This window comes from Brevibacterium sp. XM4083 (assembly GCF_006489205.2).
GTDB lineage: Bacteria > Actinomycetota > Actinomycetes > Actinomycetales > Brevibacteriaceae > Brevibacterium.
Genome location: NZ_VFYR02000002.1, coordinates 28,784 through 43,001, shown reverse-complemented (window position 1 = coordinate 43,001; position 14,218 = coordinate 28,784). Strand labels below are relative to the sequence as shown.

Here is a 14,218-nt window from a genome sequence, read left to right as displayed (position 1 = left end):
CCAACTTCAGCGTGGGCGTCCCGCGCGGTGCTTCTCCCGCCCCATCACAGGGGTGAAGGCGAAGACCGCGGCGACGATCATGGGGCCGAGCAGCCAGACAACTGACCGCAGGGTGCCCGTGACGATGGTGTCGGCACCCGGCAGCCACTGCGGCTGACCGAGGATATACGAGAGGAGAGCGATGACGATCGCAGCGACGAGCATCGGCCCGGTGCTGCGGTACATCGTCTTGAGGTGCCAGAGTCCGGCGACCGCCATGAGCAGTGCCAGGGCCAGTCCCCAGGGAAGGATGACCGGTTGCTCGCCGAGGCGGACGACCGAGACATTGAGGTGCTGGAGTCCGCCGAGGAAGCCGATGAGCAGCCCGAGCAGCACCGCGTGGATGAACGCGAGGACACCGGGCTTCTTCGGTTCCCGACGGCGCCGGCGACCGGCGAGGGCGTTCTCGTCCTCGATGGCTTCGAGGTCGAGCCCGGCGAGCACGTGCGCAGCGGGTCCCGCCTGCACCGTCTCGGCGGGGATCGGCGTGCCCGCACCGATCGAGTAGTACTCGTGGTCGGCAAGCTTCGTGCCCACGCCGTTGGACAGCGCATAGAAGTCGCCGTCGACGCTGACCTGCGTGCGATGGGCCGACAGCGCCGCCCGCTGCGCCGGCCGAGAGCGTGTGACGTCCTGGGCCACGGCGATCGGCCCGCTCGGAGCCTTCGTCGGAATCGCCTGCGCAGGCGCGAACCCGGACTCGGCGAATCCGGGCTGAGCAGGATCGAAGGACGCGCGAGCCACCTCGGAGGGCACCTCGACGAAGAGGAGGCGACCCGTCGTCCACGTCGCCGCCTCGACGGCGGCCACGGTCGCATCGTGGACGCGGACGTGGTCCGGGTGGCCGTAGCCGCCGTTGGCCGCATACGTGATGACGGCGTGCGGGCGGACCTCGTCGATGACGGCCGCGATGTAGCCGGCGACGTCAGCGACCGGTGCCGCGCAGAGCGCCCCCGCGGGCATCGTCGGGGCGGGAACGGCGTGGCCGTCGCTCCCCCAGGCCATCCCCGAATCCTCGAAGCGGCGCTCGGGCCGGGTCGCCGCACCGCCTCGGCGAGTGCCGAGGAACCGGTGGTCGGTGACGCCGAGCGCGCGCATCGCCGCCGCGATCTCCGTCTCCCGCACCTCGGCGAGGCCGGCCCGATCGCCTTCGAGACTGCGGAGTTCGGGCGGGATGACCTCTCCGCCCTCTCCGCGGGTGGCGGTCAGCACTGTCACCTGGTCGCCCTCGGCGACCAGTTCGGCGATCGTGCCCCCTGTCGCGATCGTCTCATCATCGGGATGAGCGTGCACGAAGAGGATGCGCGGGGTGACACTCATGCGTTCTGGCGGCGCAGCTTCGCGTAGTTCTTCGCGCGTTCCTTCTGGTCGAGTTCGACCTTGCGGATGCGCACGGCGCTCGGGGTGACCTCGACGCATTCGTCCTCGCGGGCGAATTCGAGGCTCTCCTCGAGGGTGAGCTTGCGCGGCGGGACGAGGTTCTCGAAGGAGTCCGCCGAAGCCGAGCGCATGTTCGTCAGCTTCTTCTCCTTCGTGATGTTGACGTCCATGTCGTCGGCGCGCGAGTTCTCGCCGACGATCTGGCCCTCGTAGACCTCGGAGGTCGGCTGGACGAAGAACGAGCCGCGCTCCTGGAGGTTGATCATCGCGTACGGGGTGACGGCCCCGGCACGGTCGGCCACGAGCGAGCCGTTCGTGCGGAACTCGATGTGCCCGGCCCACGGACCGTATCCGGCGGAGATCGAGTTCGCGATGCCGGTGCCGCGGGTCTCGGTGAGGAACCGCGTGCGGAAGCCGATGAGACCGCGCGCGGGGACGGTGAACTCCATGCGCACCCAGCCGGTGCCGTGGTTCGTCATCGTCGACATGACGCCCTTGCGGCTGGCCATGAGCTGGGTGACGGCGCCGAGGTAGTCCTCCGGAACGTCGATCGTGAGGTCCTCGAAGGGTTCGTGGATCTTGCCGTCGACGGTCTTCGTCACGACCTGCGGCTTGCCGACGGTGAGTTCGAAGCCCTCGCGGCGCATCTGCTCGACGAGGATGGCCAGCGCGAGCTCGCCGCGGCCCTGAACCTCCCACGCGTCGGGACGCTCGGTGGGCAGCACCTTGAGGCTGACGTTGCCGACGAGCTCGGCGTCGAGGCGGTCCTTGACCATGCGGGCGGTGACCTTCGTGCCCTTCTCGCGACCGGCCAGCGGCGAGGTGTTGATGCCGATGGTCATCGAGATCGCGGGATCGTCGATGACGATCGCCGGCATCGGCTTCGGGTTGTCGATGTCGGTGAGCGTGTCGCCGATCATGATGTCGGGGATGCCGGCGACGGCAACGATGTCACCGGCGGAGGCCTCGGTGGCGGGCACCCGGTCGAGACCCTGGGTCTCGAGGAGTTCGGTGATCTTCACCGAGCTGATCGCGTCGCCGCGGGCCCAGGCGACCTGCTGGCCCTTCTTCAGCGTGCCGCCGAAGATGCGCAGGAGGGCGAGACGGCCGAGGAACGGCGAGGCGTCGAGGTTCGTCACGTGCGCCTGGAGGATGCCGTCGGCGTTGATCTCCGGGGCCGGGATCGTCTCGATGATCGTCTTGAACAGCGGCTCGAGGTCCGGGTTGTCCGGGGCCTCACCGTCGGCGGGCTGGTCGAGCGAGGCGGCGCCGACCTTCGCGGCGGCGAAGACGACGGGCACGTCGAGGACGGAGTCGACGTCGAGGTCGGGGACCTCGTCGGCGAGGTCGGAGGCGAGTCCGAGGAGAAGATCCTGGGAGTCCTCGACGACGCCGTCGATGCGGGCATCGGCGCGGTCGGTCTTGTTGATGACGAGGATGACCGGCAGCTTCGCGGCCAGTGCCTTGCGGAGGACGAAGCGCGTCTGCGGCAGCGGTCCTTCGGAGGCGTCGACGAGGAGGACGACGCCGTCGACCATCGACAGGCCGCGTTCGACCTCACCGCCGAAGTCGGCGTGGCCCGGGGTGTCGATGACGTTGATGACGATCGGCTCGTCGCCGGCCGAGGGGCCGTTGTAGAGCACCGAGGTGTTCTTCGCGAGGATCGTGATCCCCTTCTCCCGCTCGAGGTCGCCGGAGTCCATCACGCGTTCGGCGAAGTCACCGTGCTCGTTGAACACACCGGTCTGCCGGAGCATGGCGTCGACCAGAGTGGTCTTGCCGTGGTCGACGTGGGCAACGATTGCCACGTTGCGGCGGTTTTCCCGGCGCATGGGAGCTTCAGTCATCAATAGCCTTTTGACGGTAGGGAGAACGGTCCGGTACGGACCCGACACTCAATTATACGCACCACCGCCCTTCCCCATTCACAGGTCGGTGACAGCAGCGGGCAAGGCGGGTGCCGGCACCTGCCGACATCGCCGCAGACGACAGCGAGGCGGATCCTCAGCGACATCGAAGTTCGACATCACGTCGGATCCGCCTCACCGGCACCGAGGTGGTCGCCCTTACGCGTCCATCGTCGCTTCGAGCACCGCGTCCCTGGCCTCGCGGCGCTTGCGCTGCTCCTTGGGATCCGGAACCGGAACTGCGGAGAGCAGACGCTGCGTGTACGGGTGGACGGGGTTGGCGACGACCTGTGAGCTCTGTCCGATCTCGACGAGGTAGCCGTGGCGCATCACCGCGATGCGCGAGGCGATGCGTTCGACGACGGCGAGGTCGTGGCTGATGAACAGGCACGCGAACCCGTAGAGCGCCTGCAGGCTCTCGAAGAGGTCGAGGACCTTCGCCTGCACCGAGACGTCGAGGGCCGAGGTCGGCTCATCGGCGATGAGCAGCTTGGGCCGCAGGCTCAGCGCCCTGGCGATGCCGATGCGCTGACGCTGACCGCCCGAGAGCTCGTGCGGGTAGCGGTTGCGCATCGTCGTCGGCAGCTCCACGGCGTGGAGGAGCTCTTCGACCTTCTTGTTGAGCGCCGGCCCCTTCATCCCCTCGTGGAGGTAGAGCGGCTCGCCGATCGACTCGCCGACGGGCAGACGCGGGTTGAGCGAGGAGCCGGGATCCTGGAACACGATCCCGACCTCTTTGCGCAGTGGCCGCAGCTGCTTGTTCGACAGACCCTTGATGCTCTTTCCACCCACGAGCATGTCGCCCTCGACCGTGGGCAGGAGTCCGAGGGCGGCACGGCCGATCGTCGTCTTGCCCGACCCGGACTCGCCGACGAGGCCGACAACCTCTCCGGGAGCGATCGAGAGATTGATGTGGTGGGCGGCCCGGAAGGCCTTCTTCCGCCCGAGCGCCGGGTACTCGATGGCGACGTCGCGCAGCTGGAGGGCAGAGGGCTTCGAGAAGTCCGCCTGCGACCCCGGATGATAGTACGTCTCCGTCGAGTCCATCTCGATCTGCGGGTGGTCGGCCTCACCGGTCGAGGCGGGCGTGGCTTCGGCGTCATCATCGGCCAGCGATCCCGCCGCGAGGTCGTCGCCTGCGGACTCGTCCGCTTCGGCCTCCTCGAGATCGTGGAGCGCGACCTCGACGTCCCCCAGATCCGCGCCGAAGGCCTCTCCCTCGATCTCGGTGCCGAGGTGGGGCACCGCCTCGAGGAGCTGCTTCGTGTACGGATGCTGCGGGTTGTAGAAGATCTCATCGGCGGTGCCCGACTCGACGACCTTGCCCGCCCGCATAACGATGATGCGGTCGGCCATGTCCGCCACCACGCCCATGTCGTGCGTGATGAGGATGATGCCGGCGTCGAGCTTCGACTTGAGCTCGCGCATGAGCTTGAGGATCTCGGCCTGCACCGTGACGTCGAGCGCTGTCGTCGGCTCATCGGCGATGAGCAGCTTCGGCTGGCACGCCAGCGCCTGCGCGATCATGATGCGCTGCCGCTGACCGCCCGAGAGCTGGTGTGGGAACGAGTGGAACCGCTCCTCGGGATCGGGGATCTCGACGAGGCGCATGAGCTCGAGAGCGCGCTCCTTCGCCTCCTTCGGACCCATGTTCATGTGCACGCGCAGCGTCTCGACGATCTGGAAGCCTGCCGTGTAGACCGGGTTGAGCGCGGTCATCGGCTCCTGGAAGATCACCGAGATGTCGTTGCCGCGGATGTGCTGCATGCGCTCCTGGGGCAGTCCGATGAGCTCCGTGTCGCCGAGCTTCGCCGAGCCCGTGGCCCGACCGTTGGACGGCAGCAGACCGAGCAGGGACATGCTCGACTGCGACTTGCCCGACCCTGACTCACCGACGATCGCGAGCACTTCGCCCGCGTTGACCGTGTAGGTCAGGCCTTCGGCCGCCATCCACCATTCGTCGCTGACCCAGAAGTTCACTCCCAGGTCCGTGACGTCGAGGATCGGTGACTTCGCCGAGGCGGTCGCCTCCGCTGTGGTCTGTGCGGTCATCACTTGTCCCCCTTCTTCGCCATGCGCTCGGCCTTCTTCATCTTCCGCCAGCTCGGGATCGTCTTCATCCGCGGGTCGAACGCGTCGCGCAGACCGTCGCCGATGAAGTTCACGCAGAGCGCGATGATGATGATGAAGAAGCCGGGCCACCAGAACAGCCACGGACGCGTGGCGAACGAGGTCTGGTACTCGCTGATGAGCTGACCGAGCGAGATGTCAGGCGGTGCGATGCCGAAGCCGAGGAAGCTCAGCGAGGCCTCGAGGACGATCGCCTGGCTCATCAGCAGCGTCGTGTTGACGATGATGACACCCATCGCGTTCGGGAGCATGTGCTTGAACATGATCCGGAAGTCGCTCGCTCCTGCCACTCGCGCCGAGTCGACGAATTCGCGTTCGCGCAGCGAGAGGAAGTCACCGCGGACGAGTCGAGCGAGCCCGGTCCAGAGGATCGCACCGAGGACGAGCCCGAGCATCGCACCGCCGGTGCCCGAGACGAGCTTGCCGAGGATCGCGCCGACGACGATGACGGGCAGGATGATGAAGCCGTCGGTGATGCGCATGAGCACCGAATCGACCCAGCCGCGGTAGTAGCCGGCCAGCGCCCCGACGATCGTGCCGATGATCAGAGCCACCACACCGATGATGACCATGACCATGATCGAGATCTGGGTGCCCTTCATCACGCGGGCGAAGTTGTCGCGGCCGATCTCGTCCTGACCGAACGGATGCTCGCCGGGTGAGAAGAAGTTCGACAGCGTCCACGTCGGTGCGCCGCCGGGGTTGACCACCGGGCCTGATGCCGTGTGGTTGAAGATCCACCAACCGGGGATCGGACCGATGCCCTGGGCCGTGTAGGCGAAGATCGTCACGAGGATGAGGACGATGAGCCCTGCCATCGCGCCCTTGTGGCGGATGAACTTGCGGAAGACGATCTTTCCTTGGGAAAGACCTTCTGTCTCCTTCGTTTCGATCGCGTTCTCGCCGACGGGGTCGAGGCCCGTCTCCGTGTCTTGGTTCTTGTTGTCGATGCTCATGCGTTCACTCGGATTCTCGGGTCGAGGACGGCGTAGAGGAAGTCCGCGACCAGGTTGGCGATGATGGCGAGGATGCCCGTGATGAGGATGTAGGCCATGATCGGATCGAGCTCGGACTGTCGCATCGAGTCGATGAAGAGCTTGCCCATGCCGTTCCAGCCGAAGATCGTCTCTGTGATCACCGCACCGCCGATCATTGTGATGATGTCGACGGGGATGATCGACGCCAACGGAAGCAGCGCATTGCGCAGCGCATGCCGCATGATCACCGTGCGCTCATTGAGGCCCTTGGCTCGCGCCGTGCGGATGTAGTCCTGACCCATGACCTCGAGCATCGATCCGCGGGTGTACCGCGTGTACGACGCGAAGGAGATGAGGACGAGGGCGATCGACGGCAGCAGGAGGTGGGTGAACGTGTCGAGGTTCGTGATCCAGAAATCGCCATTGACGTTCGGTGCCGAGGCACCGATCGTCGCGATCGGGCGATTGTTGATTGCGGGACTGCTCGAGTACTCCGACCACCCCTGCAGCACACGGTCGGCGAAGATCGTCACCGCGATGATGACCGCAGTGAAGACGGTCGTGCGCGCGGTGTCCCACGGATCGGGTCCACGGAACGCGAGGCCGACGCCGATCGCCACGCCGATCGTGACGATGAACAGGCCGAGCATCCACAGCCAGTTCATCTCCTGGTAGTAGAAGAGGTACTGGAGCGGCATGTAGAGGAGCGCTCCGATGACGGCGATCGTCAGCGAGGCGTAGAGCACGCGCTTGTTCTTCAGGCCGGTCGAGAGGAAGGTCATGACGATCGCGGCGCCGACGCCGATGAGGACGACTCCGACGACGCCGATCGTCGGCTGCTGGAGCCAGCCGCTCGCCAGGATGTAGTAGATCGTCCCGAAGGTGACGAGCGTCGCGGCGAGGAACGTGATGATCCGTCGCTTCTTGCCACCGCCGAGGGCGCCCATCCAGAAGAGACCCATCGCGATGCACGCGATGATGATCGGCCACCAGCTGGTCAAGGTCGGATCGTTGATGAAGTTGTTGATCTCGATGGCTCCGTACTGCTTGAGGAGCACCGCGACCCAGAAGACGGGCAGCGAGTAGAGGAGAAACGAGACGAAGGTGATGAAGTAGTCGAAGCCCGAGTACTGGCGGATCGCGGAGACCATGCCGACGGCGATGCCGAGGATGATCGCGACGATCGTCGAGGCTGTGATGAGCTTGATCGTATTGACGATCGCACCCTGGAGCAGGTAGGTGACTTCCTGACCGCTCTTCCAGGCGATTCCGAGGTCACACTGGCCGACGAGGCAGCCGCTCGCGCCGGCGAGCCACTTGAAGTAGCGGACGATCGCGGGCGTCTCGAGATCGAGGAGGCGAATGCGCGACTCGTAGAGCGCTTCGATGTTCGGGGACGTGCTCGAACGCAGGTCCCAGAAGAAGTCGAGGGCGACGTTGAGCAGAAGGTAGAGGACGAAGGTGACGACGAGCAGAACGAGCACTGTCGACAGCAGTCGCCTGAGAATGAACTTGATCATGGTGTGTCCGATTCAGTCTGTGCGAGCACGCCACTGTGGGGATCACTGTTGTGACCCCCACAGCAGCTGAGATGGTGAAAAGCCGTTCGCATCAGAAGCGAATCAGTTCTTCTCCCACTCCCAGTAGTTCCAGAACATCGTCGGCGACACCGACGTCGACTTCACGTTCTTCACCTTGTCGTTGTAGATCGTCAGCTCGGGGAACTGGAAGATCGGCGCACCGAACGCGTCCTCGGTGAGCTGCTTCTCCATGTCCGTGAGCAGCTGCTGCTGTTCGTCTTCCTTCGACACGAGAAGCTTATCGAGGATCTCGTCCATCTTCGGATTCGAGTAGCCGCCGTAGTTGTTCTGAGCCCCAGTGCGGAAGTTCGCATCGTTCTCAGTCACGCCGGTGCCCTCCGACTGCCATCCGAAGAGGGCGACATCGTAGGACTTATCACCGAGACGGGTGCCCCAGTTGACGTCGCCGACATCTTCGATCTTGAAGCCGGCCTGCTCGGCCGATTCCTTGATGAGTTGGAACTCCTGCTGACGTCGAGCGTTCGTATTGTCGTACATGATGCGCACAGTCGGATTGGAAACGCCGGCCTCTTCGAGGAGCTTCTTCGCCTCGTCGAGGTTGACCTGGCTGTAGGCGTCTATACCGTTCTCGGCGACGATGCCGTCGTACATCGGAGCGCCTGGCACCTGCGAGTACGAGTCGCGGGTGACCGCTTCTGGATTAAGCGGCTTGATGATCTTTTCGACGATGTCAGCACGCGGCACAGTGTGGAGGAACGCCTGGCGAACCTTCTTCGCCTTCTCTTCGTCGCCGCCGTTGGCTGCGGGGTCAAACGGACCGCCGTTGTCGAAGGTGAAGTCGACGTGCTCATAGGTCGCACCGTCGGCAGCATCGACAGTCACGCCGTCAATACCTTCGGCTGCGTCGAGGACATCAGCGGTCGCCTGGGGCTGGGTCATGTCGACCTCGCCGTTCTCGATTGCCTGGACCATGGCCATCGGATCACCGTTGTAGCGCACGGTGATGGTGTCGACCTTCGGTTCGACCGGACCCGAATAGTTCTCGTCGCGCTGGAGAGTGATGTACTGCCCCTCCTGGAAGTCCGTGATCTTGTACGGACCGTTGTGGACGAGCAGGTCCTCGTCGTCGGGCATCGAGGTGAAGTCGAACCCGGTGTTCCAGAAGTTCGAGATCTTCGAGAGCTTCTCCGTGTCCTTGTTCTTGATCGCATCGAGGATCTCCTGCTTGCCTGCAGCTGCGTCCTCGGTGCCGAGCGCCTTCTTCGCCACGATGTGCGCGGGCACGCCGACCCCGTCGGCGCCGGTGCCGAACTCCGTTGCCCAGTCCGCGTAGGGCTTCGAGTACGTGAACGTGATCTCCTTTCCGTCTTCGGAGACTTCTGGGAAGTCCTTGATGAGCGCGGAGCCCGCTGTCGCGGAATCGAAGTAGACGGTGCTCGCGTCGTTCTCCTTGACGGTGCCGTCGTCGTTGTTGTTCGACTCGACGGTGTTGAAGTTCGCCGAGGTGCCCGCCCAGGTCAGAGCGAGGTCCGCGGCGTCGACGGGCGTGCCGTCGGACCACTTGGCAGTGTCGTTGAAGGTGTACTTGACCTTGAGCGGATCGTCGGAGACCTTCTCGACCGAACCGAGGGCGCCGTCCTGGACCTCGAGCTTGTCATCGTAGTACCCGAAGTTGTCATTCATCATGTAGGTGAGAATGGCGTTCGAGGTGGCATTGCCGTTGGCCGTCAGAGTGTTCATCGACCGGAACGACTCGTTCCAGCCGATGTTGAGAATCGAGTTGTCCGAGGCCTGGTCGTCGTTACCGCCACCGGGAGGGGTGCAGGCAGAAAGCACCATTGCTGCTGCGGCAACTGAGGCTCCGGCTGCGAGGAAGCGCTTGTTCACGTTCTCTCCTTGTTGTTCTCTGGGCTCGCGCCCATCGTGCCCGCATCCCGGTTTCGGGATGCGTTCCGACCACTCCTCCCGCCATCGGGAGTGTGACCGCGTTCATGTTTTCACATGGATTGCCTCAAAGTTAATTCACTGGTCTCTGTGACTGAGTCCACATTCTGAGCAGTTTGAGTAATCGTTACCGTTTCGAGACACAGCTCACATCCATCGAATTGAAAGTCTCAATGGATAGGATGTTCAGATGGCTGACAGTGAGATGACACCCGGTGAGACCCGAATTGTGAGAACCACGGGATCGACGGTGCTCTTCGGTCTCATCGCGATCATCGCCGTCATCGGCGTCGGCTCGATCGTCGTCGGTGACTTTACTCTGCGTGGCTTGGCGATCGCAGGGATTCCCGTGCTCCTCTTCATCGGCGCGTGGATGCTCTACCGGTTCCCCCGGGTCGAGCTGCGGCCCCGGGACATCGTGCTCGTCAACCCGCTCAAGACCGTGACGGTGCCGTGGAATCTCGTCGACGGCTTCGACACGCACTTCGGCCTCGGCGTCGAGACGCGTGAGAAGACATTCTCCTCATGGCCGCTCGCCGGTCGCGGGAAGAAGATGGAGAAGGATGCCGCCGGCGCGCGGCGCCTCGTCGACAACCCGAACCCCGCCGTCGACGGTGTGCTCGATCACTTCCGCGGGCTCGGCGACGAGCAGCTGTCGAACCCGCGGGGAGAGCGCACGATCACCGAGCGCTGGAACGTCGAGGTCATCATCGTCCTCGCCGTCGCGATCGGGTGGGCGATCATCGGCTTCACCGCCGTCCCCAGCTGGTGATGTTGATCGGCCCTCAGGCACCGTTGCCGGAGACCGTCACCACCCGCGCTCGCGCCACTGACCCAGTTGACCGCGCTCGGCTCCGAGCGTCGTCGGTGCGCCGTGGCCGGGCAGCACCTGCGTGTCATCGGGCAGCTGCTCGAAGACCCTCTCCTCGAGATCGTCCATGAGCGAGGTGAAGTCCTCGGGACTCCACGTCTTTCCCGGGCCGCCGGGGAAGAGCGAGTCCCCAGAGAAGAGGATCGACTGTCCGCCGTCGAGGAGCAGCAGCGCGATCGATCCCGGGGTGTGCCCGCGCAGCGCGATCGCCTGAAGGACGAATCCCCCGAAATCCCCGACATCGAGATGATCGACGGTGTGGGCGATCTCGACGCCTTCGGCCTCGGTGATCGCCTCGGCGTCGGCGGCACCGGCGATCGTCATGGCGTCCGGGTGCCGCGTCGCTGCTTCCGGCAGCGCCCGGATATGGTCCCAGTGCCGGTGCGTCGTGATGATCGCCTGCAGGCTCGGCTCGGCGCTCGTGTCCTCGGCTCCCGCTGCCAGCAGGCTCTCGATCGCCTCGATGTCGTCGGCGGCGTCGATGAGGACCTGTGCCCCGGTCTCCTTCGCAGTGATGAGATAGACGTTGTTCTCCATCTCGGAGACGGAGATCCATCGGATGACGACGTGTTCGGTCTCGATCGTGTTCACCATTTTCCCCTCACGTACTGTGCTGGATACGGTCCCGGCTCGACGCCGAGCTCATGGGCCGCCCGCTGCGGCCACGCCGGTTCGCGCAGCGCCACCCTGGCGAGCAGGATCGCGTCAGCCTGCCCCGAGGCGAGGATCGTCTCGGCCTGCTCGGGTTCGGTGATGAGACCGACGGTCGCCGTCGTCGCCCCGGCGTCGCGGATCGCCGCTGACAGCGGCACCTGGTAGCCGGGTCCGACGGGCACCTTGACGGGGAAGTTCCCGCCCGAGGACACGTCGATGACGTCGACCCCGCGGGCGTCGAGCTCACGGGAGACCTCGACCGCCTCGGCGATGTCGAAGCCGTTCTCCACCCACTCGCTCGCCGAGAGCCGGACGAACACGGGCACGTCCTCCCCCACGGCCTCGCGCACGGCGTCATAGGTCTCGTAGAGGATCCGGGCGCGACCGGCGAGGTCGCCGCCGTAGCCGTCGGTGCGCTGGTTCGACAGGGGCGAGAGGAACGAGTGGAGCAGGTAGCCGTGGGCGGCGTGGAGTTCGACGAGGTCGAAGCCGACGTCGATCGCCCGGCGCGCAGCCGTCGCGAAGGCGGCGACCACCTCGGCGATGTCGGCCTCCGTCATCTCTGTCGGCTCGGTGTAACCGGGATAGGCGATCGGGCTCGCGCCCAGCGGCTGCCATCCGCCCTCGGCAGCGGGCACCGTGCCGCGCGGGTTGCCGTCGAAGGGGCGGTACGTGCTCGCCTTCCGGCCCGCATGCGCAAGCTGCATGCCGATCGGAGTGCCCTGTGAGTGGACGAAGTCGACGACGGGCTTCCACGCCTCGGCGTGCGCGTCACTCCAGATGCCGGCGTCCTGCGGGGAGATCCTGCCCTCGGAGAGGACAGCTGCGGCCTCGGTGAGGATGAGACCGAATCCGCCGGTCGCCCGCGCGCCGAGGTGGACGAGGTGCCATGTGCCGGGCATGCCGTCCTCTTTCTCGCACGAGTACTGGCACATGGGCGCGAGCCAGATCCGGTTGTCGACGGTCAGTCCGCGCAGAGTCATCGGGGTGAATAGTTCAGCCATGGGCACCAGTCTGCCTCAATGGTGCTTGTCCTCACAGCATGATGTTGAACACCGGGACGGCAAGCAGGTAGACGGTGGCGGTGATGAGGACGATGCCGATGAGGTTGAGCCAGATGCCGCCCTTGACCATCTGCCCGATCGTCACATAGCCCGAGCCGTAGGCGACGGCGTTGGGCGGGGTCGCCACCGGGAGCATGAACGCGCATGTCGCGGCCAGCGCCACCGGGATCGTGAGGATGAGCGGGTCGAGCTGGAGGCCGAGGGCGACACCGCCGACGACAGGGATGAAGGTCGCCGCGGTCGCGGTGTTCGACGTCAGCTCCGTGAGGAAGAGGATGAGCGCGGCGAGGATCGCGACGATGAGGATGAGCGGCAGCGCGCCGAGACCGGCCGAGACCTCGCCGATCCACTCGGTGAGTCCCGAGGACGAGAACTGCGAGGAGAGTGCGAGACCGCCGCCGAAGAGGAGGAGGACGCCCCACGGCAGCTTCTCCGCGGTCTCCCAGTCGAGGAGGCGGACGCCGCGGTGGGCGCCGCCGGGGATGAGGAAGAGGAGGAGGCCGATGACCATCGCGATGCCCTCGTCGCTGATCGGCGGGTCCTCGAAGATCAGCGGGATCGAGATCCAGCTGACCGCGGCGAGGATGAACATCCCGAGGACGAGCTTCTCGCCCGTCGACATCGGCCCGAGCTTGGCCATCTCCTCACGAATGAGTTCGCGGCCACCGGGGATCTCGTCGATCTCGGGCTTGAAGAGCACCTTGACGAGGAGGAACCATGCGATCGCCATCATGACGACAGCCAAGGGCACGCCGACGAGCATCCACTGGCCGAAGCCGATCGAGATGTCGTGGTTGTCCTTGAGGTAGGCGACGAGGAACGTGTTGGGCGGGGTGCCGATGATCGTGCCGAGCGAGCCGATCGACGCGGCATAGGCGATGCCGAGCATGAGCGCGGTGCCGAAGTTCGACTTCACGGCGTGGCCGATGCCGACCTCGCCGGTGCCGCCGTCTCCCCCGGAGCCGTCCGTGCTGCCGCCGGCCGAGGCGGTGGCGGCGTCAGCGGATCCACGGTCGCCGGGGACCGCCTCGGTGCCCGTTGTCCCTGTCACCATCGCCGAGCCGACGACCTTCGCGACGATCATGAGCACGGAGATGCCGATCGGCAGCATCATCACCGCGGTCGCCGTGTTCGAGACCCACATCGACATGAAGCCGGTGGCGATCATGAAGCCGGCGATCATCGGCCCCGGCTTGTTGCCCATGAGGCTGAGCGTGAAGAGGGCGATGCGCCGGTGGAGGTTCCACCGCTGCATCGCCAGGGCGATGAGGAACCCGCCGAGGAAGAGGAAGATGATCGGATTGCCGTAGGAGGCGCCGACATCGGCCATCTCCACCTCGGCGCCGAAGACGGGGAACGCGACAAGCGGCACGAGGGAGGTCGCGGGGATCGGCAGGGCCTCGGTCATCCACCACACGGCCATGAGGACGGCGACGGCGGCGGTGAGCTTCGCGTTGTGCTCGACGGTGTCGGGCATGATCGCGTAGACGAGGGTGCAGAGGATGAGGCCGAGGAGGAAGCCCGTCCACCGCACCCGCACCGTCCGCAGCGGGAAGCCGGGGGCGCGCTCCCCCGGTGACTGCTCGGCGATCTCAGTCGACTGCGGCGACGGGGTGTCGTTCACGGTGAGCTCCTCTATGAGCTGGCGGGCTGGGCCTGTGTCTCCACCCTAACGACAATGACGACAGTTGTCTTCGACCGCGAGGTCACG

The 14,218-nt window shown here is 65.6% G+C and carries 10 protein-coding genes; 1 reads left to right on the top strand and 9 read right to left on the bottom strand.

Going from position 1 to position 14,218, the window contains the following annotated elements:
• Nucleotides 1-6: 6 nt before the first annotated feature.
• From FJ887_RS05955 to FJ887_RS05930, 6 genes are all read right to left on the bottom strand, one after another.
• Nucleotides 7-1,359, bottom strand: coding sequence for a PIG-L family deacetylase (locus FJ887_RS05955; protein ID WP_137825584.1), 1,353 nt, complete (start codon nucleotides 1,357-1,359; stop codon nucleotides 7-9).
• Nucleotides 1,356-3,266, bottom strand: a complete 1,911-nt coding sequence (typA, locus tag FJ887_RS05950; protein WP_137825585.1) for a translational GTPase TypA — start codon at nucleotides 3,264-3,266, stop codon at nucleotides 1,356-1,358. Before typA ends, FJ887_RS05955 begins: the two co-directional genes overlap by 4 nt.
• Nucleotides 3,267-3,485: 219 nt before the next feature.
• On the bottom strand, nucleotides 3,486-5,378 hold the full coding sequence (locus FJ887_RS05945; protein WP_137825586.1) for an ABC transporter ATP-binding protein: 1,893 nt from the start codon (nucleotides 5,376-5,378) through the stop codon (nucleotides 3,486-3,488).
• The gene (locus FJ887_RS05940) at nucleotides 5,378-6,412 is read right to left on the bottom strand and encodes an ABC transporter permease (RefSeq protein WP_137825587.1); all 1,035 of its coding nucleotides are present in this window, start codon (nucleotides 6,410-6,412) and stop codon (nucleotides 5,378-5,380) included. The genes FJ887_RS05945 and FJ887_RS05940 overlap by 1 nt, the downstream gene beginning before the upstream one ends.
• A complete protein-coding gene (locus FJ887_RS05935; protein ID WP_137825588.1) occupies nucleotides 6,409-7,953 on the bottom strand; it encodes an ABC transporter permease in 1,545 nt (514 codons plus the stop codon). Before FJ887_RS05935 ends, FJ887_RS05940 begins: the two co-directional genes overlap by 4 nt.
• Nucleotides 7,954-8,055: 102 nt before the next feature.
• Nucleotides 8,056-9,861: an ABC transporter family substrate-binding protein gene (locus FJ887_RS05930; protein ID WP_137825589.1), complete on the bottom strand. Its 1,806-nt coding sequence runs from the start codon at nucleotides 9,859-9,861 to the stop codon at nucleotides 8,056-8,058.
• A gap of 247 nt (nucleotides 9,862-10,108) precedes the next feature.
• Here FJ887_RS05930 and FJ887_RS05925 point away from each other — a divergent pair, with 247 nt between their 5' ends.
• Nucleotides 10,109-10,690, top strand: coding sequence for a hypothetical protein (locus tag FJ887_RS05925; protein ID WP_137825590.1), 582 nt, complete (start codon nucleotides 10,109-10,111; stop codon nucleotides 10,688-10,690).
• A gap of 36 nt (nucleotides 10,691-10,726) precedes the next feature.
• Here the strand turns inward: FJ887_RS05925 and FJ887_RS05920 are convergent, their stop codons facing one another.
• Genes FJ887_RS05920 through FJ887_RS05910 form a run of 3 tightly spaced genes read right to left on the bottom strand, consistent with a single transcriptional unit; the run spans nucleotide 10,727 to nucleotide 14,131 of the window.
• The gene (locus tag FJ887_RS05920; RefSeq protein ID WP_137825591.1) at nucleotides 10,727-11,383 is read right to left on the bottom strand and encodes an MBL fold metallo-hydrolase; all 657 of its coding nucleotides are present in this window, start codon (nucleotides 11,381-11,383) and stop codon (nucleotides 10,727-10,729) included.
• Nucleotides 11,377-12,447 carry an NADH:flavin oxidoreductase/NADH oxidase gene (locus FJ887_RS05915; RefSeq protein ID WP_137825592.1) on the bottom strand — a complete coding sequence of 357 codons (1,071 nt, stop codon included), beginning with the start codon at nucleotides 12,445-12,447 and terminating at the stop codon, nucleotides 11,377-11,379. The genes FJ887_RS05920 and FJ887_RS05915 overlap by 7 nt, the downstream gene beginning before the upstream one ends.
• A 31-nt stretch (nucleotides 12,448-12,478) precedes the next feature.
• Nucleotides 12,479-14,131, bottom strand: coding sequence for an SLC13 family permease (locus tag FJ887_RS05910; RefSeq protein WP_137825593.1), 1,653 nt, complete (start codon nucleotides 14,129-14,131; stop codon nucleotides 12,479-12,481).
• Nucleotides 14,132-14,218: the final 87 nt, after the last annotated feature.

Excerpts from the sequence above, each read along its gene's own strand:
- FJ887_RS05955 (WP_137825584.1), bottom strand. The coding sequence starts at position 1,359 with ATGAGTGTCACCCCGCGCATCCTCTTCGTGCACGCTCATCCCGATGAT.
- typA (WP_137825585.1), bottom strand. The coding sequence starts at position 3,266 with ATGACTGAAGCTCCCATGCGCCGGGAAAACCGCCGCAACGTGGCAATC.
- FJ887_RS05945 (WP_137825586.1), bottom strand. The coding sequence starts at position 5,378 with ATGACCGCACAGACCACAGCGGAGGCGACCGCCTCGGCGAAGTCACCG.
- FJ887_RS05940 (WP_137825587.1), bottom strand. The coding sequence starts at position 6,412 with ATGAGCATCGACAACAAGAACCAAGACACGGAGACGGGCCTCGACCCC.
- FJ887_RS05935 (WP_137825588.1), bottom strand. The coding sequence starts at position 7,953 with ATGATCAAGTTCATTCTCAGGCGACTGCTGTCGACAGTGCTCGTTCTG.
- FJ887_RS05925 (WP_137825590.1), top strand. The coding sequence starts at position 10,109 with ATGGCTGACAGTGAGATGACACCCGGTGAGACCCGAATTGTGAGAACC.
- FJ887_RS05920 (WP_137825591.1), bottom strand. The coding sequence starts at position 11,383 with ATGGTGAACACGATCGAGACCGAACACGTCGTCATCCGATGGATCTCC.
- FJ887_RS05915 (WP_137825592.1), bottom strand. The coding sequence starts at position 12,447 with ATGGCTGAACTATTCACCCCGATGACTCTGCGCGGACTGACCGTCGAC.